Source organism: Comamonas koreensis, from assembly GCF_014076495.1.
In the GTDB taxonomy this organism is placed as follows: Bacteria; Pseudomonadota; Gammaproteobacteria; order Burkholderiales; family Burkholderiaceae_C; genus Comamonas; species Comamonas squillarum.
In genome coordinates, this window is record NZ_CP043575.1 from 718,980 (window position 1) to 735,589 (window position 16,610).

At 64.6% G+C, this 16,610-nt stretch carries 15 protein-coding genes; 11 read left to right on the plus strand and 4 right to left on the minus strand.

The annotated features are described in order from the left end of the window. Positions 1-49 precede the first annotated feature (49 nt). From F0Q04_RS03365 to F0Q04_RS03390, 6 genes are all read left to right on the plus strand, one after another. Positions 50-1,477, plus strand: coding sequence for an FAD-binding oxidoreductase (locus tag F0Q04_RS03365; protein WP_182344444.1), 1,428 nt, complete (start codon positions 50-52; stop codon positions 1,475-1,477). 242 nt (positions 1,478-1,719) lie between these two features. Beyond that, positions 1,720-2,952, plus strand: coding sequence for an ammonium transporter (locus F0Q04_RS03370; protein WP_182344446.1), 1,233 nt, complete (start codon positions 1,720-1,722; stop codon positions 2,950-2,952). A gap of 98 nt (positions 2,953-3,050) precedes the next feature. Next, on the plus strand, positions 3,051-3,353 hold the full coding sequence (locus F0Q04_RS03375) for a hypothetical protein (protein WP_116925416.1): 303 nt from the start codon (positions 3,051-3,053) through the stop codon (positions 3,351-3,353). Positions 3,354-3,511: 158 nt separating this feature from the next. Beyond that, positions 3,512-4,852 (plus strand): aspartate aminotransferase family protein, encoded by a 1,341-nt coding sequence (locus F0Q04_RS03380; protein WP_182344448.1) that lies wholly within the window; start codon positions 3,512-3,514, stop codon positions 4,850-4,852. A 35-nt stretch (positions 4,853-4,887) separates the two neighbouring features. Beyond that, the gene (locus F0Q04_RS03385; RefSeq protein WP_116925418.1) at positions 4,888-5,457 is read left to right on the plus strand and encodes a carboxymuconolactone decarboxylase family protein; all 570 of its coding nucleotides are present in this window, start codon (positions 4,888-4,890) and stop codon (positions 5,455-5,457) included. Positions 5,458-5,490: 33 nt separating this feature from the next. Further along, a complete protein-coding gene (locus tag F0Q04_RS03390; RefSeq protein ID WP_116925419.1) occupies positions 5,491-6,018 on the plus strand; it encodes a GNAT family N-acetyltransferase in 528 nt (175 codons plus the stop codon). A gap of 66 nt (positions 6,019-6,084) precedes the next feature. On the opposite strand, the gene F0Q04_RS03395 is transcribed toward F0Q04_RS03390, so the two are convergent. Further along, complete coding sequence (locus F0Q04_RS03395) at positions 6,085-6,603, minus strand: PepSY domain-containing protein (RefSeq protein WP_182344450.1); 519 nt, start codon at positions 6,601-6,603, stop codon at positions 6,085-6,087. Positions 6,604-6,820: 217 nt separating this feature from the next. On the opposite strand from F0Q04_RS03395, the gene tkt reads away from it, so the two are divergent. Beyond that, positions 6,821-8,860 carry a transketolase gene (gene tkt / locus F0Q04_RS03400; RefSeq protein ID WP_182344451.1) on the plus strand — a complete coding sequence of 680 codons (2,040 nt, stop codon included), beginning with the start codon at positions 6,821-6,823 and terminating at the stop codon, positions 8,858-8,860. Between the two features lie 109 nt (positions 8,861-8,969). Here tkt and F0Q04_RS03405 read toward each other — a convergent pair whose 3' ends face one another. Further along, positions 8,970-9,965 (minus strand): glycosyltransferase family 2 protein, encoded by a 996-nt coding sequence (locus F0Q04_RS03405; RefSeq protein ID WP_116925523.1) that lies wholly within the window; start codon positions 9,963-9,965, stop codon positions 8,970-8,972. A 377-nt stretch (positions 9,966-10,342) separates the two neighbouring features. On the opposite strand from F0Q04_RS03405, the gene gap reads away from it, so the two are divergent. Beyond that, the gene (gap, locus tag F0Q04_RS03410) at positions 10,343-11,344 is read left to right on the plus strand and encodes a type I glyceraldehyde-3-phosphate dehydrogenase (protein WP_021026203.1); all 1,002 of its coding nucleotides are present in this window, start codon (positions 10,343-10,345) and stop codon (positions 11,342-11,344) included. Between the two features lie 154 nt (positions 11,345-11,498). Beyond that, a complete protein-coding gene (locus tag F0Q04_RS03415) occupies positions 11,499-11,906 on the plus strand; it encodes an OsmC family protein (protein WP_116925422.1) in 408 nt (135 codons plus the stop codon). A gap of 237 nt (positions 11,907-12,143) precedes the next feature. Here the strand turns inward: F0Q04_RS03415 and F0Q04_RS03420 are convergent, their stop codons facing one another. Further along, positions 12,144-12,386, minus strand: a complete 243-nt coding sequence (locus tag F0Q04_RS03420; protein ID WP_021026201.1) for a hypothetical protein — start codon at positions 12,384-12,386, stop codon at positions 12,144-12,146. 324 nt (positions 12,387-12,710) lie between these two features. Between F0Q04_RS03420 and F0Q04_RS03425 the strand changes: the two genes are divergently transcribed. Next, on the plus strand, positions 12,711-13,625 hold the full coding sequence (locus tag F0Q04_RS03425) for a pirin family protein (protein ID WP_116925423.1): 915 nt from the start codon (positions 12,711-12,713) through the stop codon (positions 13,623-13,625). 134 nt (positions 13,626-13,759) lie between these two features. Here the strand turns inward: F0Q04_RS03425 and dinG are convergent, their stop codons facing one another. Continuing rightward, positions 13,760-15,943 carry an ATP-dependent DNA helicase DinG gene (gene dinG / locus F0Q04_RS03430; RefSeq protein WP_182344452.1) on the minus strand — a complete coding sequence of 728 codons (2,184 nt, stop codon included), beginning with the start codon at positions 15,941-15,943 and terminating at the stop codon, positions 13,760-13,762. 305 nt (positions 15,944-16,248) lie between these two features. On the opposite strand from dinG, the gene F0Q04_RS03435 reads away from it, so the two are divergent. Then, on the plus strand, positions 16,249-16,602 hold the full coding sequence (locus tag F0Q04_RS03435) for a DUF2304 domain-containing protein (RefSeq protein WP_182344453.1): 354 nt from the start codon (positions 16,249-16,251) through the stop codon (positions 16,600-16,602). Positions 16,603-16,610: the final 8 nt, after the last annotated feature.

Consider the following 16,610-nt stretch of genomic DNA (forward strand, 5'->3'; position numbering starts at 1 on the left):
CTGCTGGCGGGCCGCGCCTGTCAGGCAAACCGCCCGACAATAGCGGTCTATGACTACCTCTCGCACCGACAACGCGGCAGCCGCTCCTGCGGCGGCTTTCTGGACCGATCTTGAGCAAGCGCTGGGCCCCAACGGCTTTTCGCGCGGCGCGGGCGCCATCCCCGAGAAGTACTGGACCGACTGGAGCGGAACCCCGCCGGTGCCGCCGCGGGCGCTGCTGCGCCCGCGCAGCACCGAAGAGGTCAGCGCCTTGCTGCGCATCTGCCATGCCCACCGGGTGCCCGTGGTGCCCCAGGGCGGGCTGACCGGCCTGGCCGGCGCGGCCGTGCCAGTGGCCCAGGGCGTGGCGGTGGCTTTGGACCGCATGCAGCAGATCGAGGACGTGAATGCACGCACCGGCCTGATGACGGTGCAGGCCGGCGTCACCCTGCAGGCGGTGCAGGAAGCGGCCGTGGCGGCGGGCTGGGTGTTTGGCGTGGACCTGGGCGCGCGCGGCAGCTGCCAGATTGGCGGCAATGTCTCGACCAATGCGGGCGGCAACGGCGTGCTGCAAAACGGCATGATGCGCGAGCAGGTGCTGGGGCTGGAGGTGGTGCTGGCAGATGGCACGGTGCTGCCGATGCTGCGCCCCATGCTGAAGAACAACACCGGCTACGACCTCAAGCAGTTCTTTATCGGTGCCGAAGGCACCTTGGGCATCATCACCCGCGTGCTGCTGCGCCTGCTGCCCGCCCCGCAGGCCAAGGCCACCTGCATGGTGGCGCTGCCGGGCTTTGACGAAGCGCTGGCGGTGCTGGCGCGCATGCAGGCCCGCTTTGGCAACAGCGTGGCCGCGTTCGAGCTGATGTGGAGCGACTTTGTGCAGACCTCCATCCAGTGGCAAAAGCTGCAGCCGGCCTTTGACCAGCAGCACCCGCTGCAGGCGCTGATCGATGTGGATGGCAAGGACGAGGCTGCGCTGCGCGCTGCGGTGGAAGAGGCCTTGGGCGAGGCCATGGAAGCTGGCGAGGTGGTGGATGCAGTGATTGCGCAGTCGAGCGAGCAGGCCAAAAGCCTGTGGAAGCTGCGCGAGGCGCCCGCCGAGATGACGGCGCACATGCACCCGCCGGTGAACTTTGACGTCAGCCTGCCCCAGGTGGATATTGGCCGCTTTGCTGCGGCCTGCCGCGCCGCCTTTGATGCGCGCTGGCCTGGCCACCACAGCCTGTTCTTTGGCCATGTGGGCGACGGCAACCTGCATGTGACCACCGACAGCCAAACCATTGGCGGCGAGGACGAGGCGCTGGAGGCCGTGCTGTACGGCCTGGTGCAGCAGTTCCAGGGCAGCGTCTCGGCCGAGCATGGCATTGGCCTGCACAAGATGCCCTACCTGGGCTTTAGCCGCACGCCGCAGGAGCTGGCCGCCATGCGGGCGATCAAGCAGGCGCTCGATCCGCTGGGGCTGATGAACCCGGGCAAGGTACTGGCGGCGGACTGAATTCCGTTGTAGTCCCCTCAGACAGAACCGGCGCCTGCAGCGATGCATGCGCCGGTTTTCCGTTGGTGGCTGCTCCAAGGCCCATGGCACCGATGTGGTGCGATCGGGCATAGGCCGGCGGCCTGGCCACCCCTGCGCATGCCCGCAGACCGCGTATCCAGGCGCTTTCCCGCTCCATGGCATAGAAACTGCTACCTTTTGAAACAAACCCGCAATGGATGACAACGTAAAAAGGGGATGGCATGCAAATGGTGCAGATGGCTGCGATTGACAAGGCCGATACGGCCTGGCTCTTGGTCTCTACGGTGCTGGTGTTGCTGATGACACTGCCGGGCATTGCGCTCTTCTATGCCGGGTTGGTGCGGCGCAAGAACGTGGTCAACACGGTGGTGGCCGTGTTTGCGGTGGCGGCGGTGGTGTCACTCACCTGGTTTGCGCTGGGCTACTCGCTGGCCTTCAGCAAGTCCACGGCCTGGCTGGGCGGGCTGGACCGGGCCTGGTTCTCATCGATGCGCCTGGATGCGGCAGCGGGCACCGTGTCGGTCAGCCACCTGGCGCCCCATCTGCCCGAGTCGCTCTATGCGCTGTTCCAGATGGCCTTTGCCGTCATCACCACCACCTTGATCATTGGCGCCGTGGTCGAGCGCATGCGCTTTTCGGCGCTGCTGCTGTTCTCGGCGCTGTGGAGCGTGCTGGTCTATGCGCCGGTCGCCCACTGGGTCTGGGAGAGCGATGGCTGGCTCAACAAGCTGGGCGCGCTGGACTTTGCCGGTGGCGCGGTGGTGCACGTCAATGCGGGCGTCTCGGCCCTCGTCTGCGCGGCCATGCTGGGCCGGCGCCAGGGCTATGGCCGCCAGGCCTTTGAGCCGCACAGCCTGGGCTGGACGGCGATGGGTGCCGCGCTGCTGCTGATTGGCTGGTTTGGCTTTAACGCGGGCTCTGCCCTGTCGGCCGATGGCCGTGCGGCGCTGGCGATGCTGGTGACCATGGTGGCCGCTGCTGCCGGCGCGCTGTCCTGGATGCTGGTCGAGTGGTGGGTGCGCGGCGCGCCCACCTTGCTGGGCGTGCTCTCGGGCCTGATTGGCGGTCTGGTGGCCATCACACCGGCGGCCGGTTTTGTACAGGTGGGCGGCGCAGTCGCCATCGGCCTGATGGCTGGCGTAGCCTGCTTTTGGGGCGCCACCTGGCTCAAGCGCCGCCTGGGTGTGGACGACTCGCTCGATGTGTTTGGCGTGCACGGCGTGGGCGGCATTGCCGGCTCGCTGCTCACCGCCTTGTTTGCCGACCGCGCCATTGCCGGCGTGGATGCCACGGTTCTCAACCAGCTGGTGGCCGTGGCGGCCGTGGCTATTTTCAGCGCGGCGGGCACTGCCATTTTGCTGACCGTTATCCGCGTGGTTCTGCCTTTGCGGGTGACGGCGCAGCAGGAGATCGATGGGCTGGATATCAGCCTGCACCAGGAAAGCCAAAACTAGCGTGATAGGCCCGGCGCCACCGGGTGCCGCCGGGCCACCAGGCTGCAGCGCTCTGTGCCTGCCGCCTGCCCCTCAGGTTCTGCCATGGAGGAGCTTGTATGAACGACAGTGAACGCCTGGCCATCGCCGCGCATTTGCATGTGGCGCTGCGCCGCAAGACGGGCCGGGTGACCGATACCGAGTGGATGGCCAGCGATACCGCCTACGGCCAGGCGATGGCGCGCTTTGCGCTGAGCCATGCGCTGGCCAACCAGGATGCGGAGCTGGAGCGCCTGGCGCAGCGCTTTGCGGCCAGCCTGCCGGGCGCACCCGCCCCAGCGGCGCCGGCCCCTGCCAGCGATCCGGCTGCACCGCAGGGGCTGGTGGCCTCGGCCAAGCGCTATGTAGGCGGCTTGCGTTGAACGGATAGCGACAGGGAGGGAAGGGGAAGCCTGGGAACAGAAATAGGTGGAAATGGAGCAAATGATCCATTAATCTATTGAAAAATTACAAATGATCCTTATACTGTGCGTATCGCTGCCGGCGCAGGGCTGGTGACGCATTGTCAAGGAGTGCTCGCATGAGCCATGTCATCCATCGTTCTCTGGCCCAGGTTCCTCTTGTTGCGGTCGGCGGCAAAGGCGTGGAATTGTTTGACCAGGCCGGTAAGGCCTACCTGGATGCCAGTGGCGGGGCAGCCGTGTCGTGCCTGGGCCATGCCCACCCGGATGTGCTGGCAGCGATGCACCGCCAGCTCGACCAGCTGGCCTATGCCCACACCAGCTTTTTCACCACCGAGGTGCAAGAGGCGCTGGCCGACCACCTGGTCGCGCATGCGCCCGCGGGCATGACCGATGTCTACTTTGTCTCCGGCGGCTCCGAGGCGGTGGAGGCAGCGCTGAAAATGGCGCGCCAGTATTTTGTCGAGATCGGCCAGCCCGAGCGCACGCACTTTGTCGCGCGCCGCCAAAGCTACCACGGCAACACCTTGGGTGCCTTGGCCGTGGGCGGCAATGAATGGCGCCGCAAGCAGTTTGCCCCCATCCTGATGGACGTGGGGCGCGTGGCCCCCGCCTATGAATACCGCGACCGCCTGGACGGCGAGAGCCAGCCCGCCTATGTGGCGCGTTTGCTGGCCGAGATCGATGCCAAGTTCCAAGAGCTGGGCCCGGACAAGGTGATCGCCTTTGTCGCCGAGCCCGTGGTGGGCGCGACCCTGGGCGCGGTGGCCGCCCCTGCCGGCTACTGGCAGGGCCTGCGTGCGCTGTGCGACCGCTATGGCATCTTGCTGATTGCCGACGAGGTGATGTGCGGCATGGGCCGCACTGGCAGCTTGCATGCGGTGGAGCAAGAGGGCATCAGCCCCGATCTGATGACCATTGCCAAGGGCCTGGGCGGCGGCTACCAGCCGATTGGCGCGGTGCTGGCGCAGCGCAAGATTGTGGAGGCGATGCGGCGCGGCAGCGGCCTGTTCCAGCATGGCCATACCTACATCGGCCATGCGATGGCGGCGGCCGCCGCGCTGGCGGTGCAGCAGGTGATACAGCGCGACCAGTTGCTGCCCCAGGTACTGGCACGCGGCGCCTATCTGCAAAAGCAGCTGCATGCGCGTTTTGACGAGCACCCGCATGTCGGCGATATCCGGGGCCGGGGCCTGTTCTGGGGCGTGGAGCTGGTGCAGGACCGCAGCAGCAAGGCGACGTTTGACCCGGCGTTCAAGCTGCATGCCAAGGTCAAGGCGCAGGCCATGGCCCATGGCTTGCTGTGCTACCCGATGGGTGGCACGATCGACGGCCTGCATGGCGACCATGTGCTGCTGGCGCCGCCCTTTATCAGCGGCGAGGCCGAGCTGGACCAGGTGGTCGAGCGCCTGGGCGATGCCATCGACAAAGTGCTGGCCCAGCAACCGGTAGCCGCCTGAACACGCCCCCGAAACGATCTGAAAGAACCTGCCCGATGACGCCCTTCCAGGACCGCATGCCGCCCCTGCCCCCCGAGACCTGGAGCGAAGAGCAGCGCCGCTATGCCCAGCCCATCATCGATGGCCCGCGCGGCGCGCTGATATCGCCCTTTGTGCCTTTGCTGCGCAGCCCCGAGCTGATGGACCACACCCAGCGCCTGGGCGAGTACCTGCGCTACCGCAGCGCCATCGGCCTGCGCCTGACCGAGCTAGCCATCCTGGTCACGGCCCGCCAGTGGACGCAGCAGGTGGAATGGGCCATCCATGCGCCCATTGCGCTGCGCGAAGGCCTGAGCCAGGCCACTGTGGACGCCGTGGCCCAAGGCCGCCGCCCCGATGCGATGCCTGAGGATGAGGCCGTTGTGCATGACTTCTGCATCGAGCTGCACCAGCAGCGCCAGGTGAGCGATGCCACCTGGACCCGGGCCCAGCAGCTGTTGGGCGACCAGGGCGTGATGGACCTGATCGGCATCAATGGCTATTACAGCCTGCTGTCGATGGTGATGAACGCGGCGTGCACGGCGGTGCCAGCATCGACCGCCCAGCCACTGGCGCCCTTGGCCTGATGTGATGGCTGCCGCATCGCCGACAATGGGCCGATGCGTTTTCATTCCAACGACCAGCCCCTTTGGTCCCTTGAACCCCTGACCGCGCAGCACCTCGATGGCCTGATGCAGGTGCAGCTGGCCTGCTATGGCGCGGACTTTATGGAGAGTGCCGCGCTGTATGCAGCGCGGCTGGCCAGCCCTGTGCAGTGCTCGCTGGTGGCCGTGCAGCAAGGCCAGGTGCTGGCCTATCTGGCGGCCTACCGCTCCGTGTTGGGCAAGGTAACACCGCTGCATGGCGGCTTTGCCTGTGCATCGGCAGCCGACACGCTGTACCTGCATGACATGGCCGTCGCGCCCGAGCGGGCCGGCGAGGGCCTGGCCTCCGCGCTGCTGCAGGCGATGCTGCAACAAGCGCAGGCCGATGGGCTGCGTTACTCCGCGCTGGTGTCGGTGATGGGCTCGCAGCCGTATTGGCAGCGCAAAGGCTATGCAGCGCTGCTGCCCTGGTCGGCACAGGAGCGTGAGGCCTTGCTGAGCTATGGCGAGGATGCGCAGTACATGGCGCAAGCTTTGGTCTGAGTCCAAACCCCGGACGCAAAAAAGGCCAGCATGGGGCTGGCCTTGGTATCTTGCTTTTAAAGCCGCTTACTGGTGGATATTGCCTTCAACGGCGTTGACGCGCACTTCCACCTCGGTATTGGCCGCGTTGAGGATCTTGACGTCATAGGTCAGCACGCCCAGGTGGTCGTCCAGGTCCACGTCAATGGCCTTGCCGGGGGTGTGCTTCAAGGCGGTGGCAATGGCGTCGTTGATGCCGATCTTGGCGGCAGCCAGGCGGTCGGTGTCCTTTTTCTCGACGGCGCCATCGTCCTTGTTTTCCATGACCTTGGCGGCGTCCAGCGCGCTGAACTTGAGCTTGATCTCACGGCCCTGGGCGTTGATGCCGCTGACTTCGTAGATGGGCTGCTTTTTCTTGGTATCGATCTCGGCCTTGAGCACCTTGAGGCCATGCTGGCTCTGCGCGCTCTGGATGGCTTGGGCCAGGTCGAAGCGGGCCGCTTGCACGGCAGCGATCTTGTCGGCGGTGCTGGCCAGGGCGCTGCCACTCAGCGATGCCAGGGCGAGCGTCAAGGCCAGAGCGGTGGTGGAGAGGGTGCGTTGCATGGTCAATCCTTTCAAGCGGTAGCTGACAAACGATAGTCGGTATAAATAATATTAATAGAATTTTATTGGCGATAGCTTGCGTATTGTCAGTGTTTGCCCAAGCCCTTGGGGTAGGCGGTGGCCCTGCGCCGCCGTAGGCCAAGACTGCCATGCCGGACGCGTGAGACGGCAGCCCGCTAAAATGCGGCCTTTGTCGCTTTTTTCTTCCTCCACTCCCATGGTCAACAATCAGAATATGGCGAATGCGATCCGCGCACTCGCAATGGATGCCGTTCAACAAGCCAATTCCGGCCACCCCGGTGCGCCAATGGGCATGGCCGATATGGCAGTGGCCTTGTGGAGCAAGCACCTCAAGCACAACCCGCTCAATCCCCAGTGGATCAACCGCGACCGTTTCATCCTGTCGAACGGCCACGGCTCGATGCTGATTTACGCGCTGCTGCACCTGACCGGCTACGACCTGCCGGTCAGCGAGCTGAAGAACTTCCGCCAGCTGCACAGCAAGACCCCGGGCCACCCCGAAGTGGACATCACCCCCGGTGTGGAGACGACCACCGGCCCGCTGGGCCAGGGCGTGACCAATGCCGTGGGCTTTGCGCTGGCAGAAAAGCTGCTGGCCGCTGAGTTCAACCGCCCCGGCCACGATGTGGTGGACCACCACACCTATGTGTTCCTGGGCGATGGCTGCCTGATGGAAGGCATCAGCCACGAAGCCTGCGCGCTGGCTGGCGCCTGGAAGCTCAACAAGCTGATCGCGCTGTACGACGACAACGGCATCTCCATCGACGGCAAGGTGCAGCCCTGGTTTGTGGACAACAGCGCCCAGCGTTTTGAAGCCTACGGCTGGAACGTGATCGGCCCGATCGACGGCCACGACCCCAAGGCCGTGAGCGACGCGATTGCCAAGGCCAAGAAGGTGGCAGACAAGCCCACGTTCATCATCTGCAAGACCTCCATCGGCAAGGGCAGCCCCAACCGCCAGGACACCAGCAAGGCCCACGGCGAGCCATTGGGCGCTGAAGAAATCGGCCTGACCCGCGCCGCGCTGGGCTGGACCTCGGCCCCGTTCGAGATCCCGGCCGATGTCTACGAAGCCTGGGACCACAAGACCTTTGGCGCCAAGGCCGAATCCACCTGGGATGCGCAGTTTGCCGAATATGCCAAGGCCTTCCCTGAGCTGGCCGCAGAACTGAAGCGCCGCATGGCCGGCGACCTGCCCAAGCAGTTTGCCCAAGTGGCCGTGGAAGCCGTGGCCCAGGCCCACACCCAGGGCGAGACCGTGGCCAGCCGCAAGGCCAGCCAGCTGGCGCTGGAAGCCTTTACCGCTGCCATGCCTGAGCTGCTGGGCGGCTCGGCCGACCTGACCGGCTCCAACCTGACCAACACCAAGTCGACCCCCGCTTTCCGCGTGGACGACAGCGGCGCCGTGGTCAAGACCGAAGACGGCAAGATCGGCCGCCACATCAACTACGGTGTGCGCGAGTTCGGCATGGCCGCCATCATGAATGGCGTGGCGCTGCATGGCGGCTTCATCCCCTACGGTGGCACCTTCCTGACCTTCAGCGACTACAGCCGCAATGCCATCCGCATGGCAGCGCTGATGAAGCGCCGCGTGGTGCATGTGTTCACCCACGACTCCATCGGTCTGGGCGAAGACGGCCCCACCCACCAGTCGATCGAGCACGCCGCCAGCCTGCGCCTGATCCCCAACCTGGATGTGTGGCGCCCGGCTGATACGGCAGAGACCACCGTGGCCTGGAGCGTGGCACTGACCAACCGCAACAAACCCACCGCGCTGCTGCTGTCGCGCCAGAACCTGCCTTATGCGCCCAAGAATGGCGACGCGATCGGCAACATCAGCCGCGGCGCCTATGTGCTGTCCGAGCCCTCGGATATCGGCCTGAACAAGAAGGCGCAAGCCGTGATCATCGCCACCGGCTCGGAAGTGCAGCTGGCCTTGAAGGCCCAGCGCCTGCTGGCCGAGCGCAAGATTGCTGTGCGCGTGGTCTCGATGCCCAGCACGACCACCTTCGACCGCGAAGACGTGGCCTACAAGCGCAGCGTGTTGCCCGCTGGCCTGCCACGCGTGGCCGTCGAGATGGGTGTGACCGACTTCTGGTGGAAGTACGGCTGCGCGGCCGTAGTGGGTATTGACTCCTATGGCGAATCGGCCCCCGCTGGCGTGCTGTTCGAGCACTTTGGCTTTACCGCCGACAACGTGGCCAACACGGTGCAAGTGGCGCTGCAAAAGCGTTAAACGCGCACCGCCTCAGCAACCAATAACGCAGGGATGCGGGCCGCAGGGCCTGCACCCTGCGTTTTTTATGCCTGTTGCTGGGTGATCGCCGTGGCAGGCAGGGCAGTGCTTATCGGCCCAGGCCTTCGCCGTCGTGGCGGTGCGATTGCGTGGGCTCGGACGCCACATCGAACGCGATAAAGGCCAGCACCAGTTGCACGCCCAGGATGATGGGCAGCGCGCTGACCATGACGGTGCCCGCGGTGGTGGCGACATTGGAGACGATGGACTGGACCCAGTGGAACAGGCCAAACACGGTGCCCCAGGTGATGAGCAGCAGGCCCAGCGGCAGCTCCAGCGAAGCCACGGACATGCCGCGCAGGTAGTAGTTGTAGAAAATGCGCTTGCAGAAGTTGCGCAGATGGCCGCTCATGAACTCGGTCAGCACCTTGTGGATCTTGAGGTTGCTGACCTCGTCCTCGTAGCGCGAATCGATGGGGATGTCCAGAACCACCGCGCGCACCGTGTTCAGCCGGAACAGCATGTCGGTCTCGAAAAAATAGCGCTGGCTGATCTTGTGCAGCGGCAGCTGCGCGGCCGTACTGGCGGCAATGGCGGTAAAGCCATTGGTGGGGTCAAAGCTGCTCCAGTAGCCCGACGAGAACTTGGTCATGAACGACAGCACCGCATTGCCAAAGATGCGGATGCGCGGCATGCGGGCGATCTTCTCCAGGTTGAAAAACCGGTTGCCCTTGGTGTAATCGGCGCGGCCGCTGGCAATGGGGGCTACAAAGCGGGGCACCAGGGTCGGGTCCATCTGCCCGTCGCCATCGATCTTGACCAGCACGCCATAGCCGTCTGCAATCGCTGCGCGGTAGCCCGCCATCACGGCGCCGCCCACGCCCAGGTTGAGCTCGTTGAACAGCACCCGCACGCGCGCGTCGGGGCAGTGTTCCTGCACAAAGCGGCCACTGCCATCGGGGCAGCAGTCGTCGACGATGTAGATGCCATCGACCTCGGGGCCGATCTCGGCAATCACCGCCAGGATATGGCGCGTCACCTTGTAGCAGGGAATGACGACTGCCGTGCGCAGGCTGGAAGGCGAAGAGGGGAGCGACAGACTCATGGCGTTTGTGAGGCGGCCCACCATCTGGGGCAGTGTTGCTGCAGGCTGTTGAAAGGATGCCGGGAGGGCCCCCGTGCTGGCAAGGATTGTTGCACAGCCTGGGGGCCAGGGCCGCCAACGGCCGTTGCGTGCCGGTAGTCACGCCGGCGATAGCTGGCTGGGGGCTGGCAATGGCCCACTATTCCAGGGCCCAGCCAGTGTTCTCTACAATACGCGGCAAAATCAGACCGCCCCTCCTCGCACCTTCCCGGCCCGCTCTCTGTAGCGTGCCCATGGCTGCGGTTTGGCAGGTCTGGCCTATCCGGCAAGTGGCGCCAGCGGCAGCGAGCGTGGCCCAGGCCGGCGGGCATGCGGCATTTCATTACTTGGAGATCACTATGGCAATCAAGGTAGGCATCAACGGCTTTGGCCGTATCGGCCGCAATGTGCTGCGCTCTGCAGTGCAGAATTTTTCCGATATCGAAATCGTTGCGATCAACGACCTGCTCGAGCCTGACTACCTGGCCTACATGCTGCAGTACGACAGCGTGCACGGCCGTTTCCAGGGCACGATTGCCGTCGAAGGCAACACCCTGATCGTCAACGGCAAGAAGATCCGCCTGACGCAAGAGCGCGACCCTGCCAACCTGAAGTGGGACGAAGTCGGCGCCGATGTGGTGATCGAATCGACCGGCCTGTTCCTGACCAAGGAAACGGCACAAAAGCACATCGATGCGGGCGCCAAGAAGGTGATTCTGTCGGCCCCCTCGAAGGACGACACCCCCATGTTCGTGTTTGGCGTGAACTGCAAGACCTATGCCGGTCAAGCCATCATCTCCAACGCATCGTGCACCACCAACTGCCTGGCCCCTGTGGCCAAGGTGCTCAACGACAAGTGGGGCATCAAGCGCGGCCTGATGACCACCGTGCACGCAGCCACTGCCACGCAAAAGACCGTGGACGGCCCCTCGAACAAGGACTGGCGCGGCGGCCGTGGCATTCTGGAAAACATCATCCCATCGAGCACGGGCGCTGCCAAGGCCGTGGGCGTGGTGATTCCTGAGCTGAACAAGAAGCTGACCGGCATGTCCTTCCGCGTGCCTACGTCGGACGTGTCCGTGGTCGACCTGACCGTGGAGCTGAACAGCGAAGCGACCTACGAAGAGATCTGCGCCGAGATGAAGGCCCAGTCGCAAGGCGCGCTCAAGGGCGTGCTGGGCTACACCGAAGACAAGGTCGTGGCCACTGACTTCCGTGGCGAGACCTGCACCTCGGTGTTCGATGCCGAAGCCGGTATTGCCCTGGACAAGACCTTTGTGAAGGTCGTCTCCTGGTACGACAACGAGTGGGGTTACTCGAACAAGTGCCTGGAGATGGTGCGCGTCGTCACCGCCAAGTAAGCGCGGTGGGCGGCCCGGGCGCAGGCCCGGCGCACGGCACACCCTACCCAGAAAACCAGCACCGGCAACCGTGCTGGTTTTTTTGTGCCCGTTTGCAAGCGCCGTCTGGCAGAAACACCTATATTGCCTGATCAATTTGAGGAGATCTACTGATATGGCGCAGCAGGCACAAGCCCAGGCACAGAGCACGACCAGCAACTACCGCGTGGATTTGCACAACCCCCAAGGCCATGCATGGCATGGCGATGAGCCCCAGGCCGTGGGCGGTGGCGATACGGCCCCCAGCCCCATGCAGCTGCTGCTGTCGGCCCTGGGTGCCTGTACGACGATTACGGTGCAGATGTATGCACAGCGCAAGGCCTGGCCACTGACGGGGGTGAAGGTGGATCTGGCGCTGAACCCCGATGGCGGCGCCGCAGCGGGCAACGACATCGTGCGCCGCATTCAGCTCGAAGGCGATCTGAGCGACGAGCAGCGCAGCCGCCTCCAGCAGATTGCAGAAGCCTGCCCGGTGCACAAGTTGTTGGTGGGGGAGGTGCGGGTGGTCACGGCGCTGGCTTGAGAGACGCTAGTACAGCCCTTGATACGTCGTTGCCTGGCCGGCCGCGCCAAGCCTTGTCGTACGTCTGTACTGCCTGCGGCTTGACGCCTAGTCGGGGACGCCTAGTCGGGGACGCCTAGTCTCAACCGCAAACCTTCGGTTTGTTGGGCTGTATTAACGCCTCATGAAGGCTGGCCGGACACCCGGAGAGTCAAAGCAGGCCCTGAAGGCTTGCTTTGGAGCGCGATTGACGGCGCGTTATTGCACAACGATATTGTTGTGGTCGATATGGTAGTCAAAGTCGGGCTTGGCCAGCGACACGGTCACGGGTTGGCCTTCGATGGTCCAGGACAGCACAAAGCTGGCGATGGCCGTTGATACATCGACTTCCATGGGGCTTGGGATGGTTTCGAGCTGACCGTCCCCGATGCGGTGCTGAACAATGCCTACCACGCGAGCCTTGAAGTTCTCGGGGTAGTTGTGGGAGTGTTGAGTCGTCATTGGTTGTCTCCTTTCAATGAGGGGGCACCGAATTCCAGCCTGGCATCATGCGTTGCCAAGCCGGAGTCATGGAAGCCGCCAGCACGACCTGGCAAATCTGAGAGTTGCACCGGCTGCCAGAGCGAATCCCTGGGAGCCTGTCGTCGCGCCAGCTGCTGCCGGGCGCTAACACGTTGGAATATGTGGCAGTGACGCCCTCTCTGGTCATCACTTCCGCACCACTTGTTTGTACCATACCTGCAAGGCAGTGATGTGTAGGTCTGTTTCGGCGGAATGTGCGCGCCTTCGCGCAAGCGCACCCGCCCCCGATGAAGGAGATGGAATATGAGTAACGATAACAAGGCCTTGCGGCATTACCCCGGGCGGGTTGCGGATGTGGGCGGTGTGCCGGTGCTGCGCGCGCTGCCCCAGCGCGGACGGCGCATGGTGGGCGCCTGGTGTTTTCTGGACCATGCGGGTCCTTCGCACTTTGAGAGCGGGCCCGGCATGCAGGTGGGCCCACACCCCCACACCTGTTTGCAGACCTTCACCTGGATGATCGAGGGCGAGATCCTGCACCGCGACAGCCTGGGCAGCGAGCAGCCGATCCGCCCCGGCCAGGTCAACCTGATGACCGCTGGCAAGGGCATTGCGCATTCGGAAGAGAGCCTGGGTAAGCCGGACTTTCATGCGGTGCAGCTGTGGATTGCGCTGCCCAAGGACCAGCGCTTTATGCCCCCGCGTTTTCAGCACTACCCGCAGCTGCCCCGGCTGCAGGATCAGGGCATCCAGATGACGGTGCTGGCGGGAGACTGGCTGGGCCAGCAGGCACCCACCGAGGTGCACAGCCCGCTGGTAGCAGTCGATATGGAAGCGGCGCAGGCCAGCAGCGCCAGCCTCGCGTTGCGGCCCGATTTTGAATACGCGGTGCTCTGCCTCTACGGCGAAGTGCAGGTCAATGGCGAGGCGGCCCCCAGCAATGAACTGGTCTACCTGCCCGATGGCCAAACCAGCCTGGATCTGCAATGCGGCGCCGGCAGCCGCTGCATCTTGCTGGGCGGCACGCCCTATGAAGGCGGCGTGATGATCTGGTGGAACTTTGTTGGCCAGAGCCAGCAAGAGATCGAGGGCTTTTTGCGCGACTGGCAAAACGGTGAAGGCTTTGGGGCGCCGGTGGCCTCGCCGCTGCCGCCGCTGGTGGCTCCTTCGCTCGAAGGCGTGCACCTGCGCAGTCCGGGCGAGGCGCCCACCAAGGACTAAGAGTCGGTAACACAACCCTTGATACGTCGTTACCGAGCCTTGTCGTACTACTGTACTGCCTGCAGCTCGGCGCCTAGTCGGGGACGCCTAGTCTCAACCGCAAACCTTCGGTTTGCTGGGTCGTTTTAGCGACTCTAAGCAGCGCTGGCCGTGCGGCGCTGCAGCGTAAAAGGCGGCAAGCTGGCCAGCAGCCGCTGGCCATAGCCGGTGCGCACCAGGCGCTTGTCGTAGCAGTAGACATGGGCCTGGTCCACCTCGGTGCGGATCGCGCGCCCGACCCACTGGGCCAGGCGAATGGCGGTGGCGGGCACCACAATCTCGCTGAAAGGGTCGCGGCCCGAGTTCTTCAGCCATTCGGCGCGGGCCTCGTCGACCGGGTCATCGGGCGGCGCAAAGGGCAGCTTGGTGATGAACAGCGATTCGCACAGCGCGCCGGGCAGGTCCAGCCCTTCGCCAAAGCTTTGCATGCCAAAGATGATGCTGGGCAGGCCAGCGGCCACGCGCTCGCGGTGCTGGTGCAGCAGCTGGCTGCGTGGCAAGGTGTTTTGCACCAGCACATGCTGGCGCATCGCGGTGGGCAGTGCGTCAACGGCCAGGCGCATCTGCTCGCGCGAGGTGAACAGCACCAGGCCGCCCGATTGCACCTGGGCCAGGTCTTCGAGCAGCGCATCGACCATCTCGTTGGCAAACTGCTGGGGCGTGCGCGGGTCAGCCTGGGTCTCGGTGACGATCAGACTGCCTTGCTCGGCATAGTTGAAGGGGCTGGCGACCTCCAAGGTCGAGACGGCCGCATCGTTGTACAGGCCCGATTCGCGCAAGAAGAAATCGAACTGCCCACCGCTGGTGAGCGTGGCCGAGGTGAGCACTGCGCCGCGCACCTGGCTCCAGAGGTGGTGGCGCAAGGTGGAGCCCGGAATCACCGGGCTCGCATAGGCTTTTATCGCAACAAAATCGCCCACGACATCCAGAGTGAACCACTTGGCGGCCGGCACGCTGCCCTGGGGCGCATCCTGCAGCAGCAGCTGGGTGGTGTCATGCACGGCCTCCAGGCGCGGGGCCAGGCTGCCCACCTGGGCATACAAGGTGGACAGGCGCTTGGCTTCGTCGGGCCGGTCGCGCATCTGCGAGCGCAGGGCCTTGGAGATCGCTTGCAGCACATCCAGAAATGCGCTGGCATGGTGCGCGGCCTGGGCCAGCGGCTCGACCAGCGCGGGCGGCAGCTCGCCCCGGGGCAGGCGCACGCGGGCCGGGCCCCGGCCGCCCGACTGCAGCTGCTGGCGCATGCCCTCGCCGTATTCATCCATCAACAGCCTTGCGCAATCTTGCAGATGCTGGCGCAACTGGCCCGAGTGGCGCGGGATGTCGGCAATCTCGCTGACCTCCACCAAGGCGCCCACGCGCTGGGCGCGGCTGGCGAGCTTGTCGATCCAGGTGAGCTGGCTCAGGTTCATCTCGCAGGCGAACTGCGACAGCGCAGTGGCGGGCAGGTGGTGGGCCTCGTCCAGGATCAGCAGGCAGTTGTCCAGCTCGGGCAGCAGGCGTGCGCCCAGGGTGGACAGCAGCAGATCATGGTTGGCCACCAGCACCTGGGCCTGGACCAGGTCCTTGCGCTTTTCGTAATAGCTGCAGCTGCCAAACACCGGGCAGTGCTTGCCGGTGCAGGAGCTGCCTTCGGCCGCGACCGGGCTCCAGACCTCAGGCTCGGGCGGGGTGTCCAGGCTGTCGCGGTCGCCATCCCAGCCCCGGGTGGTCAGCGCGTCGGCCATGCTGGTGTAGAACTGCAGGCGCGCCGCATTCTCCTGCGGGCTGCGTTGCGATTGGCGCGCCTGCGCGGCTTCTTCGGGAAAGAAATCGTCGTCGATGGGCTCGCCGCCGTCCGCGCCATCGCCCTGGGCCACGCTGGCCAGGCGCTCGAGCTTGAGCTTGCAGACATAGCGGCCCCGGCCCTTGGCCAGCGCGTATTTGAAAGGCTGGTCCATCTGCTGGGCCAGCGCCGGTAAATCCTTGTTCACCAGCTGCTCCTGCAGCGCCACGGTCGCCGTCGAAATCAGCACCCGGGTGCCCCGCTGCAGTGCCATCGCAATTGCCGGCACTGCATAGGCGAGCGACTTGCCCACCCCCGTGCCGGCCTGGATCACCGCGATGGCGCGCTGCGGCTCCTCGTCCTCTTCGAGCTTGCCCAGCTGGGCAGCTGCAAAAGTCTCTGCCACTTTCTCCGCCATCAGCCGCTGGCCGGGGCGCGAGCGAAAGCCACCCTCGACATTGACCATGCGATCGAAGGCGGAAACAGCGCTGCGGGCCCATTCGGAACTAGACATAGGCGGGGAGTGTGGCATGGATTGGCCGCTATCGCGGGTACTGGGGTTTTATGCGGTAGTTGGCCGTGGTCGGCAGTTCAGGAGCAGCGCAACCAGGGCATTCAGAGGACGAACTCCCGCCAGGCAGTGACATTTGGCTGCAATCCCTGGCGTTCCTGCACAGTAGAATCATGCGGCTGTTCAAATAAGCGATTTGAGCAGGGTAAAAGAATTTTCTGTGTCAGGCAGTAAAGACGCCACCATGGGACACGCGCCGCTTGCGCCTCATCCGGGCCGTCGGTATGTCCCTGTGCATCAAGGTTGGAATGGCCAATTATCAAATTACGACCACCGTTCTGGGTGTGCTTTTTGCGGCGGTGATTTTGTTTCTGATCCGCGGCGACCGGCTGTATTTGCGGCTGGGCCTGTTCTGGATGGCTGTTGCCCTGCTGGCCGTATTGCTGGGCGTGTGGCCGCGCCTGCTGGACCACTTTGCCGACGGGCTGGGGATTCGTTACTCCCCCACCTTGCTGCTGGTCTGTGCAGTCGGCGTGCTGTTTATCAAGGCCCTGCATGCGGATATGGTCAATACCCGTATTGAGCGGCAGGTACGGCGCCTGAACCAAAGCCTGGCACTGCTGCAGCTCAAAAACCAGCAAGCGGCCAACGACAAGCGCTAGGACGCCCA